Source organism: Caballeronia sordidicola (genome assembly GCF_002220365.1).
In the GTDB taxonomy this organism is placed as follows: Bacteria; Pseudomonadota; Gammaproteobacteria; order Burkholderiales; family Burkholderiaceae; genus Caballeronia; species Caballeronia sordidicola_C.
The window spans coordinates 1-14369 of sequence record NZ_MTHB01000187.1 but is presented as its reverse complement, the minus strand read 5'-3'; the positions used below and the strand labels follow the sequence as shown (position 1 = coordinate 14369).

Sequence of the window (14369 nt, the reverse complement as noted above, 5' to 3'; positions counted from 1 at the left end):
AAGCCACGGCGGTTTCAGGTCAGTTCATCGACATGGTGGCGATGTCGATGAACCAGCTCTTCGGTTGCACCACGCCGTGCACCTTGGCCGAGATCGCGCGGGGGCCCGTGTCGTGGGCGATCCAGATGAACGGGGCGTCATCGACAATATCGCCGTGCAACTGCGCGAGCAGCACGTCACGCTGTTTCGCGTCGAAGGTCGTGCGAGCTTGCTGGATCAGCGCATCGATCTTCGGATTGCTGTAGTACCCCCAGTTATTCGATACCGGCGGGAAGGCCTGCGTGCTGACGAAACGGACCATGGCAAAGAACGGGTCCATTGATGCGAAGCTCACGTTGGTTGCATTAGCGCCATGTGCGGACGGGTCCTTCGCACCGAGACGCCAATTGGTGTAGAGCGTGTTCCACTCGACTACATCAAAGCTGACGTCGATGAAACAGGCCTTCAGGTTTTGTTGCACGAATTCGTTCATGGGCAGCGGTTGCATCTGACCAGACCCCGAAGCCGAAATCTGCACCTTGACCTTCAGCGGCTTGGCTGCCGAATAACCGGCTTCGGTCATCAGCTTGCGGGCTGCGTCCGGGTCGTACTTGATCTGGAAGGTCGGGCTGCCGCGCCACGGGTCGCCCGGCTCGAAGGTGCCGGTCGCTCCGCTCATCATCCCGCCCAGCAACTGCTTGAGCGCCGTGCGGTTCACGCAAAGGTTGGCTGCGTAACGCACGCGTTTGTCGAGCCACGGTGAACCCGGCAGGAACGAGAGCTGCCACGGCCATACGTGAGGCTGCGGGTTCGAATAGATCTTGAAGCCGCGCGACTTGATGGCGTCCATGGAGTCCGGCGCGGGCGCCTCGATCCAGTCGACTTGTCCTGACAGCAGGGCGGCCGTGCGCGTGTTGGCCTCGGGCAGGGGTAGCAGTACCACGCGATCGATCTTCGGCCTGCGTGCGGGGTCCCAGTACTCGGTGTTCTTGACCATCTCCAGGCGTTCGCGCGGCACGAAGCGCGCCATCTTGAACGGGCCTGTACCCGATGCATCGGCGGCGAACGCGATCCACGCCTGCTTGTCGCGCTCGGCGGGATCGGTCACTGACGCCGGAATGGCAGCGAGTTTTTTCTGCCACTGTACGGGCGAAGCCATATACAGGTTTGTCAGGTTGATCGGCAGGAACGAGTCGGGCTCAGAAGTCGTCAGCTCGACCGTCAGGTCGTCGATCTTGCGTGCTGAGCGCAGCGTCGGCATGCGGGATGCGGTCACGCCGACCTGGCTCGGGTCGAAGTTCGGTGCGCTCTTGTTGAGGACCTTGTCGACGTTCCAGACCACAGCGTCGGCGTTGAATGGCGAGCCGTCGTGAAACTTTACGCCGGGGCGCAGTTTGAAGATCCACTTGGTGTGGTCCTTGGGATCGACTTGCCAGGACGTGGCGAGATCGGGGATCAGTTCGCTGGGTCCTTTTTCGTGGCTCAGGTCCCATTGCGTGAGGCCGTCGTACATGGTGATGCCGGTGAAGCGATTGCCTTCATAACCCTGGTCCGGCTGGCCCAGCGTGCGAGGGATGTCGCCGGCTGTCATTGCGATCCGCAGCACTTTTTCCTGTGCCTGTGCGGTGGCGGGCAAGGCCGCGCTGCATGCCAGCGCGCAGGCCCACGTCAGCAAACTTGATTTGATGAAGTTCATGCAGGTACGGTCCTCTATGGTGGTTGATCGTCGGTGGATGTCGGAGAGGGTAGCCATGAACGGCACACCATCAGTTAGTCATGCCGATATTTACGGAATGGTGAACGCGATGCCGGCGCGTTCGGCGGCGCCTCGCAGATGACGTTGCATGGCGGTCATTGCGGCGGTGGCATTGCCGCCGGTAATAGCGGCAACGATGTGTTCGTGTTCTTCGAACGCCTCGATCAGGCGTGGTGTATTAGCAAGGGGAAAGCGTTGGCTTTTACCGATGCGGTCTTCGAACGAGTGGGAGATTTCCGCGAGGATGTCGTTACCTGAGCAAGCAGTAATTGCTTGGTGGAAAGCGAGGTCGCAGTTGGCGGCGTCGATCAGGTCATTGCGCAGCAGGGCGTCCTTGAACCGGGCTTGCATGTCGCGGAACTGGCTTGCTATGCCGGGGCCGGTTGTTCGCGCGGCAAGCGCGGCGGCGCAGGGCTCGATGATGTAGCGCAGTTGCATGGTTTGCTCGGCGCTACGGCTGACGGGCTCTGTATCGCGTTGTCCGCGATGCGCGACGAACGTCCCCTTACCGGGGATAGAGCGAAGGAAGCCTAGCGTCATGAGTACGGACACGGCTTCGCGCAGGGCACCGCGGCTGACGCCGAGCTGGCCCGCTAATTCGCGTTGTCCGGGCAGGACTTCACCGGGCGCGTATACGCCCGAAAGAATGCGTTGCTGCAGGGTTTGCGCAACGAAATTCGGCATGCTCATGCGGTGCACTCCTACCGGTAGGACCGGAGTGCCTATGCGCGAACCGTGCCAGGAGTACGTTGGCTTTTAAAACAATGGCTTGGGATAAAGATCGGAGATTGGGAAGTAGCGTATGCACTAGTTCCTGGCGATCGATTCGGTGCATCGCACGAAATCAGGGCAGAAGAAGTGCTGTAATACAACCCTCTCACCGATGCGCCTCCAGCAGCAAATTCAAAACCCTCAGTAAGCTGAAACCCGCCCGGACCGCGCCCATGATTCACATCAATCATAAGGAGCGCAGCAGTCTGCATGACGTGCGTTACCGCGAGGCCATGTATCGCGTCATAGGGCGATGGTTGAAGGGCGTGCATGCCGTGTCGACCGGGATCACCGTGACGGCGCTGGCCCGGCCGGAGTGGCTGATAGAAATCGATGTGATCGCGGTGAAGTCCTGACGCGACCATGTTATTGCCGTCATTGCGGCGACGCCAGCGCCACCGCGCCGAAACCGTAGCGCGGCAATATGGCTTGCGCTTGCGGACTCATCAAGTACAGGGCGAATCGATAAGCGGCATCATGCGTTGAGTTGTTCTGTGGGCCGTCGAGCACGGCCATGCCGTAGTCGGCCGGGATGGCCAGGTTCGATGGCAATTCGACTTGTGTAACGCTTGTGTCGGGAGTTGTTTCATGTGAACTGCAATAGCCGATGAACACATCGACCCGGCGCGTTTCCATGAAGTACTTGACCGGGTTTTTCCCGGTGGGCACGTTCGGCTCTGCGCGGCCGCCAACCAGTTGTTGCGCCTTATCCTCCAGGATCTTGCCGGCACCCGGATGCACCGTATCCGCCTTGGCAAACAACATCCATGCATAGTCGCCAGCAGGATCGGCCTTGGGGGTAGACGTGCCGATCTTCACTGCAGGATCGAGCAACTTGCCCAGCAGGTTGTCGCTTGTCAAGCCAACGTCCGGGCGCGCGGCAACACACACACGGTTCCTCGCGAACACGACGGTCGACGCTGCCTTGCCCTGCGCTGTCAGTCGTTGCGGATGTGCCATGTTCGCGGAGATGAAGATGTCGGCTCGCGCGTTGCCTTCAATTTTCTCGAGCAGCAGGCCTGCCGGCCCGGTGACGAGATTGATCTTCTGTCCGGAGTCTGCGGTGTATTGCTTCGCGATGGCCGACAACGCACCGCCCATGCTGCCGGCAGCGTACACGGTGACTGGTTCCTGAGCGGACGCCTGGTTCGCAAAGCCAGCCAATACAGCGGAGATGGAAAGGGCGCTCAGCGTGCCGCGAACGGCGGGATGATTGAGTGTCATAGATTGATCTGCAATGAGGCACGAATGGTCCGCGGCGCGCCAATCGTGCCGGTTCCGTTGTCGGTGCTGTTGAAACCGTTCTGGCCGCTCGGCGTGATGTTGGCCCAGTAGCGCTTGTCAGTTAAGTTGTCGACCGCTAGACGCCACACCACATGTTTGCCTGCTATCTTGGTTTGATAACGTACACCGAGGTCCGCGATCGTATAGCCGTCGACGAAGTCCGTGTTCGAGAAGTTACCCGGCCGACGGCTTGCATGATTGACGTTCAGGTTGAAAGCCAGGCCGGGAACTATCGGGACCTTATAGTCGAACAAGGCATTGAAAACGACTCGCGACAACCCGAGGATCTGCTTGTCACTGGTGGCGGCCGAGCCGGTATCGAAGAGGCGGGGGTCCAGCAGCGAGACGCCCGCGAATACGTTTAGATCTCTCGTCAGAGCGCCGTTTGCCGTGAGCTCAAGGCCGCGGTTGACCTGCTCGCCCTGTTCAGCGAACACGTTGTCGGTTCCTACATACGCATACGGCCGCTTTATCCGGTACAACGCAGCGCCAAGGTTAATACTGCTGAGGTCCACCTTGTAGCCGAGTTCCCATTCCTTGCTTCGATACGGCGCAAGACTATTGCCCGCATTCGCGGAACCGGCGGGCGCGCTATCGCCCTGTTGCAGACTGTCCGCATAAGTCAGGTAAGCAGTCATGTTCGACCAGGGCTTGTACAACAGGCTCGCAGTTGGACTGATGCCGTTAGCGTCGTATTGGCTCGTTGTCGTTCCCTGCTTGTTGTAGTTATGCACCGTGATCCAGCTTTGGCTTGCCGCCAGCAGCGTCGACCAATGCTCGTTGAAACCAATCGTGTCTCCCAGCGTGATCGATTGCTGGATCGTGTTGACCGCCCGGTAGCGGTTCGAAAAATCCGGCAATGCAGGCTTGGCGAATCCGAGCGGATCGTCAATGCTCGCACTTCCCAGCGTGATTGCGCCGGTCTGGAACGGGGTGTAGCGGTTCCAGAAAAACCCGGTGTTCGATACGACCAGATCGTGCGACATACCCGCCAGCCACGTGCGTCCGTTAAGCGCGAGCGTGTTGCTGACGATCGTATCAAGACTGAACGTGGTGGTGGCCGTGGTCGTTGTGTAGGCGCCGGACTTGTTGGTGATCGTGTTGGTCGGTACCGTCGATGCCCGGTCGTTCGTCTCGCGCAGCACACCTGCCGTCAAATGCCAGTCCTTGTTGAAGTCATGCTTTAGCGTTGCGCTGAACATATTGGTGACGTTTTCGTCACCCGCCCATGACTGACCGTACCCGGGCTTGGTCGGATCTGGCGCGCCCGGGAACGGTACATTCTTGGCCAAAGCAAACGTCCCGGGAAATCCGGTATCCAGGTAGTGATAGGTGCTCGCATTCGTCTCTAGTGTCGTATCCGGTGTGAAGCGGACATCGAAGGCGAGGCTGCCTAACTCGCGCCGCAAGCGGCTGCCCTGCGCGTATCCCTCGCCGTTCTGGTTAAGCAGATTGAGCCGATAACCAAAGCGATCGTCATTGCCAAATTGGCCACCAAGATCCATATGCTCGGTCAGGGACTCGCGCGAGGCATAACCGAACGTGAACTCACGCAAGGGTTCCGCTGTCGGGCGCTTGAGCACGTAGTTGAACGTGCCTGCCGGATTAGCGGGACCATAGAGCGCACCCGCCAGACCGTTCAAGACTTCAACGCGGTCGAACTGTTCGATTGGATAGTCGGTTGTCGCTGCGACGTTAAGGCTGTCGACGCGGGTGTTTTGCACCACGCCCGCTTGCAGTCCACGCGTTTGCGGGCGAATGTTTTCGCCCTGAACTGATGGAATAAAGCGGAATGCTTCCCGTACACTTTGAAGTTGCTGGTTCTCGGCTAGTGACGAGGGAACGACGCTGATGGAGTAAGGCGTATCCAGAAGATCCTTGTAACCAAGCGGTCCAACCCTGATGCGGTCAACCTGGTAAGTCGGATAAGCCACCGGCGCGAGGCCGCTAACGACAACGGGGGAAAGCTGGACTTCATCTTCTTGCGCGTACGTGGCGAACGAAGCGCTCATGCCTGCTGATGCAAGTGTGAGCGCCCTAAACACTGTGATAGGGCGAGGCATCTTTGTTGTAGTGGTGTAATTGCCGGTAACAATTTTCGATATGTCCGGCAATATATAACGAAACGATCAGGCACGTATTGGCTAGTTGCGGATTCGGCTCGAATACCCGGTATTTCGAGCCGAATATCCGGGCCGCCAATGAAGCGCTTAGCGTTTCCGTGCGGGTGCGGCGCGAAATACCAGCATCAAGCCTGCCAATATCGACACCATTCCGGCTACGCCAGGAGGCGCCAGGCGATTGCCGAGCACGAGATAGTCCATGACGGCGGTGACCACGGGCACGAGATAAAAGAGGCTCGTCACGTTGACCAGATTGCCGGCCTGCATCAGCCGGTAAAAGAGCAACTGTGCGAAAACAGATATCACGATGCCTAGCCACAGCAGCGGTATAAGAAGATCCAGGCTGGGTACGAACGTGATGGGCTCGAACGGGACGAACAACATGGCGAGCACGAGGCCGACAACGTTCTGAAGCGGCAAGATATCGGTCGGTTGTTGCTTGAGGCGTTTTTGCAGGATGGCGCCTATCGTCATGCACGCTAGAGCGGCGGAGCCGAGAAGTACGCCCGCTAAGGGGAAGCGCTCAGCCTTGCCGGCTGCGAATACAACGAGGGACAAACCGACTAACGCAAGCAACAGGCCGCCCAGGCGTGCGGCGGTCAAGCGACGCTCCACCAGCACGAGCGTGAGGATGGGTTGTGCGCCCAGAAGGGTAGCGAGAATACCGGGTGTCAATCCACGATCCAGCGCGAGCAGATAGCAAATAGGATAACCACCGGTCAGCAAGGCACCGGTGATTACGACTTGCAAACGCGTCCCAGACGCAGGTAACCAACGCCCGCGCCATAGACCGAGCATTGCAAGGACGCTTGACGCAAGGGCAAAACGCAGCACGAGAAAAGCGAAGGCTGGAGCGTGATCGAGTCCAAGTTTCGAAACGATTGCACCGCTGCTCCACAACAGGACAAAGAGTGCTGTCGAGCCATACGCGGCGACGGCGGTTTTTACAAAAGCCATGAGTATTCACCTGTCGAGGGAATAAAGGACTTGGGCGAGCGCTGTCAGGCCGACAAGCACCAAAAGGTGCTGCGGTCAGGCCGCAAGCCTAAGACTTGAAGGGCGGGAGATCAGCCAGGAACGCCCGTGCGCGGCGGCGCTACTACGCCAGCCGGAACGGTGTTCGGAGGAGAAACGACAGGTGGGGAAACAGAGAAACCGAGAGAGAAACCGCGACCGTTATAACCGCCAAGGCGCACGTGACCAGCCTTCGAGTCAGGCTCGATAGCGGCAAGGCATGGGTGCGCAAGGTTCGTCATGGAAAACGGATTAAATAGAGTCGCGTGCTAAGGGTGCAAGATTACCGCTTAGTCGCCGGTTGCGCAACGCGCGAGCGGGGCTTGCCTAATAGCTTTGTTCGTCATCTCGCTTGGCCGGTTCAAGGCGCGATCCAAGGCGATCAAACTGCAAAACACGTTTGGCCCTTAGCTTGCCGCGCACGATGCGATTGCCACATCGCTCTGCGTTTCAAGGCTCCACGGCCAGCTTGGTTCTATCAGCGCGTGATTCCATTGCCGCGAGATCGATTGCCGCGTGATGTCCGTTCCCGCAGCGAGCTGTGCAATCGACGTCGCACTGCCGGCGCACCAGCGAACGACAGTCTTAACCGAACGTGTTTTACCAGGACGTTCGCTCGGAGCGCCGGTTGAATTTTTGCTCGATCACATGGGTACCCCACTGCGAACCTTCTGCTTCTTCGGTTAGTTGAAAGCCTGATGATTCGTACAGATGACGCGCCGCATCAAGACTCTTAAAGGTCCAGAGATAGGTTTCATCGAATTCCCGGTCGACAAAATCCAGTGCCTTTGAGAGCAGACGTCGCCCGACACCTGAACCGCGCAATGACTCGTCGACGATAAACCATCGCAAATGAGCAAGCCGGTCATTGACATGGTCTGCGTCAATGGCAATTGAAGCGAGCGACCTGCCGTTTTCGACGTAAAGCCAAAGCGCTTTGCCCGCAGACGGCAAGGTCATGGCAAACTCCGCCAGCTCAGTGGCGACTTTCTTTTCGAAGAAGACGCCGAAGCTGGCAGCCTGGGAATAAAAACGAGCATGCAGGCTTGCTATGTCGCCAATGCATCCCGGTTGGTAGCTCTCCAGGATTTTTTCATCAATCGATACCGCCGCTCGCGGTGTCTTGTTGACGTTGTCCTGCGCCAAGGCATCCGCGTAAAGTGCCAGCGAGCGGACCAGCGTTTGCTGCTCGGCGGGCACCAGGCGCCGCAGCGCATTGGAGACTTGATCGGTCGCAAAGCGGTCGATCTTTTGCCGCAGCTTCTTGCCGGCTGCCGTCAGAAAGAGCCGTGACGACCGGGCGTCGTCGCTAGCTGTTTCCCGCGTGACCAGTCCCAATGATTCGAGTTTTGCCAACTGCCGGCTGGTGTTCGACTTATCGAGCCGCAGAGTGTCGGCCAGGTCGCGCGCCTGAAGCCCGGGTGCAAGGCCAATTTCAATTACGGCGTGAACGGCTGACGGCGCAAGGTCGCTATCGGCCAGCGTATTGCGCATGAAACCAAGCTCGCGTACCAGCTTTCGCGAAAAGTCGCGAAGTTCGAGGATTGTGTGGTCCCGCGATTTCTCAGACAAGTCGACATAGTCCATGGCCGTTCCAATAAGTTGCGTCGCGCAACCAATATACTTGCGAGACGCAACTTATTCAAGTCCGGCCGGGCACGGATGAAACGACTACGCTTCCCCAAGCGGCTCAGCGGCAATGGACGGCGCCACAGCTCTCTCCGACGCCGCTTTCACGCGGCCCACCCAAACCGCTGCGAATGACACGAGGGCGGCAGCCAGCAAGCCGTTGACGCCGTAACCCCGGATATATCCATGCGCATCGAACGACAGGAACAGCCCACCGAGCCACGCACCGCAACCGGCACCGAGTGCTTGCAACGCGCTGTTCGTGCTGAGGAAAGCACCGCGGTTAGACGGTTCGGGAACGGTCGTCAGCAACGCCTGCATCGGCACCATGCGGCCGGACACGATCACCATGAATACTGGGAACAGCAGCACCATCGCGACGAACGGCAGATTCGGCAAGTGAGTGATGAACAACACCGGCGCGAGCGACAGCACCACCAGCAGGCGGAACATGCGGCGGCTGCCATAACGGTCGGAGAGCCTGCCGACAAGACGCGCCGTGAAGAATGTCGCTGCGCCCCCCGCCATGTAAAGCCATGACAACTGTGCCGGCGCGACGCCGTGGTTAGCCACTAGCATGGGCGAGATGAACGGGATCACCAGCATCTGCGACACCATCACGATGAACGTAAGCGCGAACGCGGTGGCGTTGCGCGGCTTCGACACCAACCGCCACAGCGTAGGCAGCACGCTGCCTAACGGAGGTTGCTTGCGGCTTAGATGTTCGGTAAGCGAAGGCACCATCTGCATTCCGGCCAGCCAGATCACGACCGACAAACCTACCAGCAAGATGAACGGCGTGAACCAGCCGAAGTGCGCGCCTAGCAAAACACCGGCCGGGACGCCCGCCACTGCGGCGAGTGAAAAGGCCGTCATGATCGTGCCGGTCGCGGCGCCGCGGCGCGCGGCGGGAATAACGTCGCTGACGATCGCCATGATGACCGATCCCAGCACGCCGCCGGTGATGCCCGCAAAAGCGCGCGCGATCAGCAACATGGGAAAGCTGGTGGCGCAGGCGCACGCAAGGTTCGACAGCGCGAACAACGCATAGACCGCCAGCATGAGACGGCGGCGATCGAAGCGATCAATGTAAGTGGCGGCGAGCAGTCCCGAGAGACCGGAACACCACGAGTAGGCTGAAACAGCGGTGGCGAACGCGGCCGGTGATATCTGAAAGCTCCGCATGATTTGCGGGCCGAGCGGCATCATCACCATGAAGTCCATGATGATGGTGAATTGCGTAAGTGCAAGCAGCCAGAGAAGGCGCCGCTCGCGATTCGCATCCAGACTATACATATAGCCATCCTTATTAAATTTTTTAACGGCTAAGGCGGCAGGCGCGAGTCAGTCGTCGATCGATTCGTGAACCGCTTCTGCGCCACGTTTCCAATAGCTGGCAGCGCGAATCCTGGCCTTGTCGACACCCCGTTCCGTGCACAAGTGCAGGCGTACGGCACGCATGATCGTGGCTTCCCCCGCGGCCCAGACGTAGCCCTCGCCGGCCGGCAGATACATTTCGCGCAAGGCCAGTAACAAGGCCCCACCGGGGAAGTCTGATTCGCTGCGATAGCGCCATTCGGCATACAGGTCGGTCTGCGTCGTGAAATCGATGCGCGCCGACGGATCTTGCACTTCAATCAGCGCGGCCACGCGAGTTCCCGGCGGCAACTCTTCCAGTCTACGTGCAATGGCAGGGAGCGCGGTCTCGTCGCCGATCAGCAGATGCCAGTCGAAACCCGTGGGGATCATAAACGAGCCACGCGGTCCGCCGATTCCCAGATATTGCCCGACCTGCGCTTGCGCCGCCCATGTCGCGGCGGGGCCCGCCTCATGCAGCGCAAACTCGATATCGAGCTCGCATGCTTCGCGATCGTATCGGCGCGGGGTGAAGTCGCGTGCGATGGGCCGCGGCTGGTCGTCCGGGAACACCGGGCCATTCGGGCCGGCCGCGGGCATGACAGGCTTGTCGGCTCCCGGTGGCGGGAAGAAGACCTTGATGTGGTCGTCGAAGGACGCGGATTCAAAGTCGTTGAGATCGTCGCCGCCTAACGTGACGCGTACCAGATGGGGCGTAAGCGGTTGAACGCGCTTGACTTGAGCCAGGCGGAATTTAAGTTGATGGCGGACGCGGCCGACCGCCAGATCGGGTCTGTTTTGCATTGAGTGTTCTCTTAAGTGTTGATTCAAGCCGGATCTCCGGCAGTTTTCCCTTCGATCTCGGCCGTCGCACGCGCAAGGATGGCGGCAATGCGGCGTTGCTCGCCAGCGGGTGCGTCGGTTCGCATCAGCAAGGCGTGCTTGAGAGCGCGGCGTGCCTGGATGAATTCGGGCAGCCATGCGTTGCTGTCGCTGTTAGCGTCCGCGTTTTCATCGGTTGCTTCGCCTGCAAATGCGCGGCGCACTGAATCCATCTTGCGGGCGAAATGGCTTAGCTTGGCCAGCATCAGGTCGACGCGCTCGCGGTTCGTCGTCAGGTAATTGCGGCCCGGTTCGGCTAACACATAACGCTTGCGATTGCCTTCCACTTCAACCGTTGCATAGCCCAGTTCTTCCAGATAAGTCAGCGCTGGATAGACCATGCCCGGACTCGGGCTGTAAAAACCGTTCGAGCGGACTTCGAGCGCCTTGATCAACTCGTAGCCATGGCGCGGTGCTTCGGCCAGAAGGGCGAGCAGGAGCAACTGGAGGTCGTCGGAGGTGAACTTGCGGCCGCGCGGCATGCCGTCGTCGCCGCGGCCGCCGAATCCTCCTGGACCGCCTGGGAAGCGGCCGTCGTCGTCATGGCGGTGATGGTGGCGACCGATGGCATGCCACAGTGCATGCACGGAAGAACGGTCTGAAGATTCAAATCCAGCTTCGGGGCGAGCGAACTCGCGATGTCGGTGATGTCTCATCGTAGGACTCCATGATTATCGTAAAACAGATCTTAAGATATATATCTTAAGATACGTTGTCAATATTTTTCGAAGGCGTGTGTGAAGGGGCATTGGCACGAGGAGCGCGCCCCGAGGTGTCGCGCTCGAGCGAATGGCCGGAGGCCCACCCGCTTTGTCACGGGTCTCGATCGGCTATGATTGAACTTGCAATGCTTAAGTATCTGGCGGTCATAACCATATCGGAATTGAATAATTCTCAAGGGTGCGCGGCGTCGCTACTCTGGGCGCTGATTACGCCCGCGAGGATTTATGCAGATGGATGGTTCTGATTTTTTCGCTGGACGACGGCGCATATTGCGCTTGCTGGGCGCCGCGCCGGCTGTCGCTGCGCTAGGCGCTTTCGGGTCGCAGGAGGCGAGGGCGGCGGACGCGGCCCTGGGCTCCGTCACGCTCGTGCTGGGCGATCAGGCGGGCGGTACGCGCGCGCTCGCCGAGGCGGCCAAGGTGCTCGACGGTACGCCGTATGCCTTCAAATGGGCTAATTTCCAGGGTGCTGCGCCGCTCTTTGAAGCGCAGCGCGCGGGTGCTGTCGACTTGGCGCCGGCTGGCGATTTGCCGGTGCTGGCGGCGGCCGTTGGTGATCCGACTCTCAAGATAGTCGCAACACGCGTTGGCTCGGGCTCGCAGTTGGGCATTCTCGTTCCGGCGGATTCGAAGTTGCGCAGCGTGGCGCAGCTCAAGGGACGTTCGGTGTTTGTTTCGTCGGCACGTGGCAGCATTTCGCAGTTCCAGCTCTATGGCGCGCTGGCAGAAGCCGGCCTTTCGCGCGAGGACGTTTCAGTGCGGTTTGTATTGCCGGTCGACGCGTTCACCGCGTTTGAATCGGGAAGTATCGATGTGTGGGCGACTTTCGATCCGTACTTCGGAACAGCGGTTCAGCGGGGCGCGCGGGTACTGCGGGATGGTACCGGGATCAATAGCGGGTTGGGCTTTGTAACGGCGTCGGGCACTGCGGCGGCGGATCCACTGAAGCGCCTCGCTATTGCAGATGTGCTGCAGCGTTTGCAGCGCGCGGGTGATTGGGCGCTCGCCAACCCCGATGCATACGCGCGTGTCTACGCGTCGCTCACTCGCCTTCCTTTCGATGCCGCCAAGACCATTACCGCGCGATCAGCGCTGAAGCAACGCTTTGTCGCCGAGAACGATATTGTCGCGTTGCAGCGGGTCGCGGATATCGCTTTCCGTGATGCCATCCTGCCAAGAAGGATCGATGTGCGCGCCATCTCGGATACGCGGATCGCCAAGGCATGACGGTGGCTAAGGCGATGTGTGATGCAACGCCTTAACCACCCGGCACTCGGTGCCGTTTCAAATCAATCGAGCAGATCAGGTTCGGCTTCGACCAGGCCTTCATACAAACTCTCGAACGAAAACAGCGCGCCTCCCGGACGGCCGACCCGCTCGTGTGTCAGCGCTGCGACGTCATGCGGAATGCGCTGAGGCGTACCGGCGGCTTCGGCGAGCAGTTGCGTGTGGCACGCGTTATCCAGCGCGAGATACCACCATGCAGCGGCTTCTACCGTCGGACCTGCGGTCAGGATGCCGTGATTCTTCAGGATCACCGCTTTACTCGAACCCAGGGCCTCGGCAATGCGCGCGCCTTCCTTGGTGTCGAGCACCACGCCCTGGAAATCATCGAATAGTTCGTGATCCTCATAGAAGGAGCAAGAATCCTGGGTGAGCGGATCAAGCTTGCGTCCCAAGGTCGACCAAGCTTTTCCATATAGCGAATGCGTATGCGCAGCCGCGACAATATCCGGGCGTGCCTCATGAATGGCCGCGTGAATCGCAAACGCGGCTTGATTAACCGGGCCCTTGCCGACCACGATCTCGCCGGCGCTGTTCACCAGCAGCAAGTCGGAAACCCGCATGCGTGCGAAGTGCCTGCCAAGTGGATTGACCCAGAAATGATCGGGCCATTCAGGATCACGGGCAGTGATATGTCCGGCCAGGCCTTGATCGAAACCGTAGCGGGCGAACAGGCGAAACGCGCCCGCAAGCCGTTCCAGGCGATGCCGGCGTTCGGCGGCGGGCGTTGCCGGAGCCGGGACTTCGTCGAACCAGAATTTGCGTACGGGCGTGGCATGCAGAGTGAGGCCGGGCGCGTCGGTGAGGGTGCTCATTGTTTTGATGTCCTTTGGCGTTCAAGCGGCGTTCTGACTCGTCCGGATGAGCTCGTGCCGATAGCGGCCAAGGCCAGTCCCGGCGAGTGTCCCTGGCGCAAACTGGTTGAAGGTTCAATCGGTCGACGCCAGTGAACACTCTCAAAGGCTAGCACCCGGGCCTGCAAAGGTTAAATATCAAATGAAGATAACCATATCGATCGTGCCCGGGCGGCGCTCCGCGGCGATGCGTATTATTTCTAAGAGCTTACCGAATCAAAGGGCGGCCTCAAAAGCGAAGTGCAACACCTATCTCGTATAAGGTGTCGCAATGCCCGAAAAAACTTCGTACCAGCAACTCCAACCTGAAGAGCGCCTGGCCATCGCAAGCTTGCGGCTACAGGATGTGAGTATCCGGGCCATGGCCCGGATACTCGGGCGCTCGCCAGCCACCGTTAGCCGTGAACTGACGCGAAACAGCTCTGCGCTTGGCTATTCATCCCAGCCGGCTCAAGCACTGAGCGTCGCACGCCGCAGCGCGGGACGCCGCCCCAATAAGCTTTGCCTGCAAACCGTTTGCTGGCGAGTGGTTCTCACCCTGCTCGAGTGGAAATGGTCGCCCCAACAGATATCGGGCACACTTAAACGTATGTATCCGACCGACTCGACCCAGCACGTTTCGCACGAAACCATTTACACGGCTATCTACGCCCAGCCGCGCGGCGAACTGCGTCGTCAGCTCATTGCCTGCCTGCGCCACGGCCACAGCACGCGC

Annotated in this window: 12 protein-coding genes and 1 pseudogene; 3 read left to right on the top strand and 10 right to left on the bottom strand. The window is 59.7% G+C overall.

Going from position 1 to position 14369, the window contains the following annotated elements:
* Window positions 1-19: 19 nt before the first annotated feature.
* Together BSU04_RS26725 and BSU04_RS26720 are read right to left on the bottom strand one after the other, a co-directional pair.
* Entirely contained in the window at window positions 20-1675 is a 1656-nt protein-coding gene (locus BSU04_RS26725; protein WP_089163394.1) for an ABC transporter substrate-binding protein, read from the bottom strand.
* Between the two features lie 90 nt (window positions 1676-1765).
* Window positions 1766-2425 carry a FadR/GntR family transcriptional regulator gene (locus BSU04_RS26720; protein ID WP_089163393.1) on the bottom strand — a complete coding sequence of 220 codons (660 nt, stop codon included), beginning with the start codon at window positions 2423-2425 and terminating at the stop codon, window positions 1766-1768.
* Window positions 2426-2718: 293 nt separating this feature from the next.
* On the opposite strand from BSU04_RS26720, the pseudogene BSU04_RS26715 reads away from it, so the two are divergent.
* A pseudogene (locus tag BSU04_RS26715) lies at window positions 2719-2862 on the top strand (RidA family protein); the annotation flags it as partial.
* A gap of 19 nt (window positions 2863-2881) precedes the next feature.
* Here the strand turns inward: BSU04_RS26715 and modA are convergent.
* The 7 genes from modA to BSU04_RS26680 form a co-directional block, all read right to left on the bottom strand.
* Window positions 2882-3730 carry a molybdate ABC transporter substrate-binding protein gene (gene modA, locus BSU04_RS26710; RefSeq protein WP_089163392.1) on the bottom strand — a complete coding sequence of 283 codons (849 nt, stop codon included), beginning with the start codon at window positions 3728-3730 and terminating at the stop codon, window positions 2882-2884.
* Entirely contained in the window at window positions 3727-5802 is a 2076-nt protein-coding gene (locus BSU04_RS26705; RefSeq protein WP_218827353.1) for a TonB-dependent receptor, read from the bottom strand. Before BSU04_RS26705 ends, modA begins: the two co-directional genes overlap by 4 nt.
* 198 nt (window positions 5803-6000) lie before the next feature.
* On the bottom strand, window positions 6001-6870 hold the full coding sequence (locus tag BSU04_RS26700; RefSeq protein WP_089163390.1) for a DMT family transporter: 870 nt from the start codon (window positions 6868-6870) through the stop codon (window positions 6001-6003).
* Window positions 6871-7527: 657 nt separating this feature from the next.
* Complete coding sequence (locus BSU04_RS26695; RefSeq protein ID WP_089163389.1) at window positions 7528-8514, bottom strand: bifunctional helix-turn-helix transcriptional regulator/GNAT family N-acetyltransferase; 987 nt, start codon at window positions 8512-8514, stop codon at window positions 7528-7530.
* Between the two features lie 84 nt (window positions 8515-8598).
* Window positions 8599-9852 carry an MFS transporter gene (locus BSU04_RS26690; RefSeq protein ID WP_089163388.1) on the bottom strand — a complete coding sequence of 418 codons (1254 nt, stop codon included), beginning with the start codon at window positions 9850-9852 and terminating at the stop codon, window positions 8599-8601.
* Window positions 9853-9900: 48 nt separating this feature from the next.
* Window positions 9901-10716 carry a siderophore-interacting protein gene (locus tag BSU04_RS26685; RefSeq protein ID WP_089163387.1) on the bottom strand — a complete coding sequence of 272 codons (816 nt, stop codon included), beginning with the start codon at window positions 10714-10716 and terminating at the stop codon, window positions 9901-9903.
* Between the two features lie 23 nt (window positions 10717-10739).
* Complete coding sequence (locus tag BSU04_RS26680) at window positions 10740-11450, bottom strand: PadR family transcriptional regulator (protein WP_089163386.1); 711 nt, start codon at window positions 11448-11450, stop codon at window positions 10740-10742.
* Window positions 11451-11747: 297 nt separating this feature from the next.
* Between BSU04_RS26680 and BSU04_RS26675 the strand changes: the two genes are divergently transcribed.
* The gene (locus tag BSU04_RS26675) at window positions 11748-12743 is read left to right on the top strand and encodes an ABC transporter substrate-binding protein (protein WP_089163395.1); all 996 of its coding nucleotides are present in this window, start codon (window positions 11748-11750) and stop codon (window positions 12741-12743) included.
* 62 nt (window positions 12744-12805) lie between these two features.
* On the opposite strand, the gene BSU04_RS26670 is transcribed toward BSU04_RS26675, so the two are convergent.
* Entirely contained in the window at window positions 12806-13615 is an 810-nt protein-coding gene (locus tag BSU04_RS26670) for a class II aldolase/adducin family protein (protein WP_089163385.1), read from the bottom strand.
* Window positions 13616-13925: 310 nt separating this feature from the next.
* On the opposite strand from BSU04_RS26670, the gene BSU04_RS26665 reads away from it, so the two are divergent.
* On the top strand, window positions 13926-14369 hold a 444-nt coding region (locus BSU04_RS26665; RefSeq protein WP_144021308.1), incomplete at its 3' end, for a helix-turn-helix domain-containing protein.

Bases quoted from the DNA above. Each gene is read 5' to 3' on its own strand.
- BSU04_RS26700 (WP_089163390.1), bottom strand. From the start codon at position 6,870: ATGGCTTTTGTAAAAACCGCCGTCGCCGCGTATGGCTCGACAGCACTC.
- BSU04_RS26690 (WP_089163388.1), bottom strand. From the start codon at position 9,852: ATGTATAGTCTGGATGCGAATCGCGAGCGGCGCCTTCTCTGGCTGCTT.
- BSU04_RS26675 (WP_089163395.1), top strand. From the start codon at position 11,748: ATGGATGGTTCTGATTTTTTCGCTGGACGACGGCGCATATTGCGCTTG.
- BSU04_RS26695 (WP_089163389.1), bottom strand. From the start codon at position 8,514: ATGGACTATGTCGACTTGTCTGAGAAATCGCGGGACCACACAATCCTC.
- BSU04_RS26720 (WP_089163393.1), bottom strand. From the start codon at position 2,425: ATGAGCATGCCGAATTTCGTTGCGCAAACCCTGCAGCAACGCATTCTT.
- BSU04_RS26680 (WP_089163386.1), bottom strand. From the start codon at position 11,450: ATGAGACATCACCGACATCGCGAGTTCGCTCGCCCCGAAGCTGGATTT.
- BSU04_RS26670 (WP_089163385.1), bottom strand. From the start codon at position 13,615: ATGAGCACCCTCACCGACGCGCCCGGCCTCACTCTGCATGCCACGCCC.
- BSU04_RS26705 (WP_218827353.1), bottom strand. From the start codon at position 5,802: ATGAGCGCTTCGTTCGCCACGTACGCGCAAGAAGATGAAGTCCAGCTT.
- modA (WP_089163392.1), bottom strand. From the start codon at position 3,730: ATGACACTCAATCATCCCGCCGTTCGCGGCACGCTGAGCGCCCTTTCC.
- BSU04_RS26725 (WP_089163394.1), bottom strand. From the start codon at position 1,675: ATGAACTTCATCAAATCAAGTTTGCTGACGTGGGCCTGCGCGCTGGCA.
- BSU04_RS26685 (WP_089163387.1), bottom strand. From the start codon at position 10,716: ATGCAAAACAGACCCGATCTGGCGGTCGGCCGCGTCCGCCATCAACTT.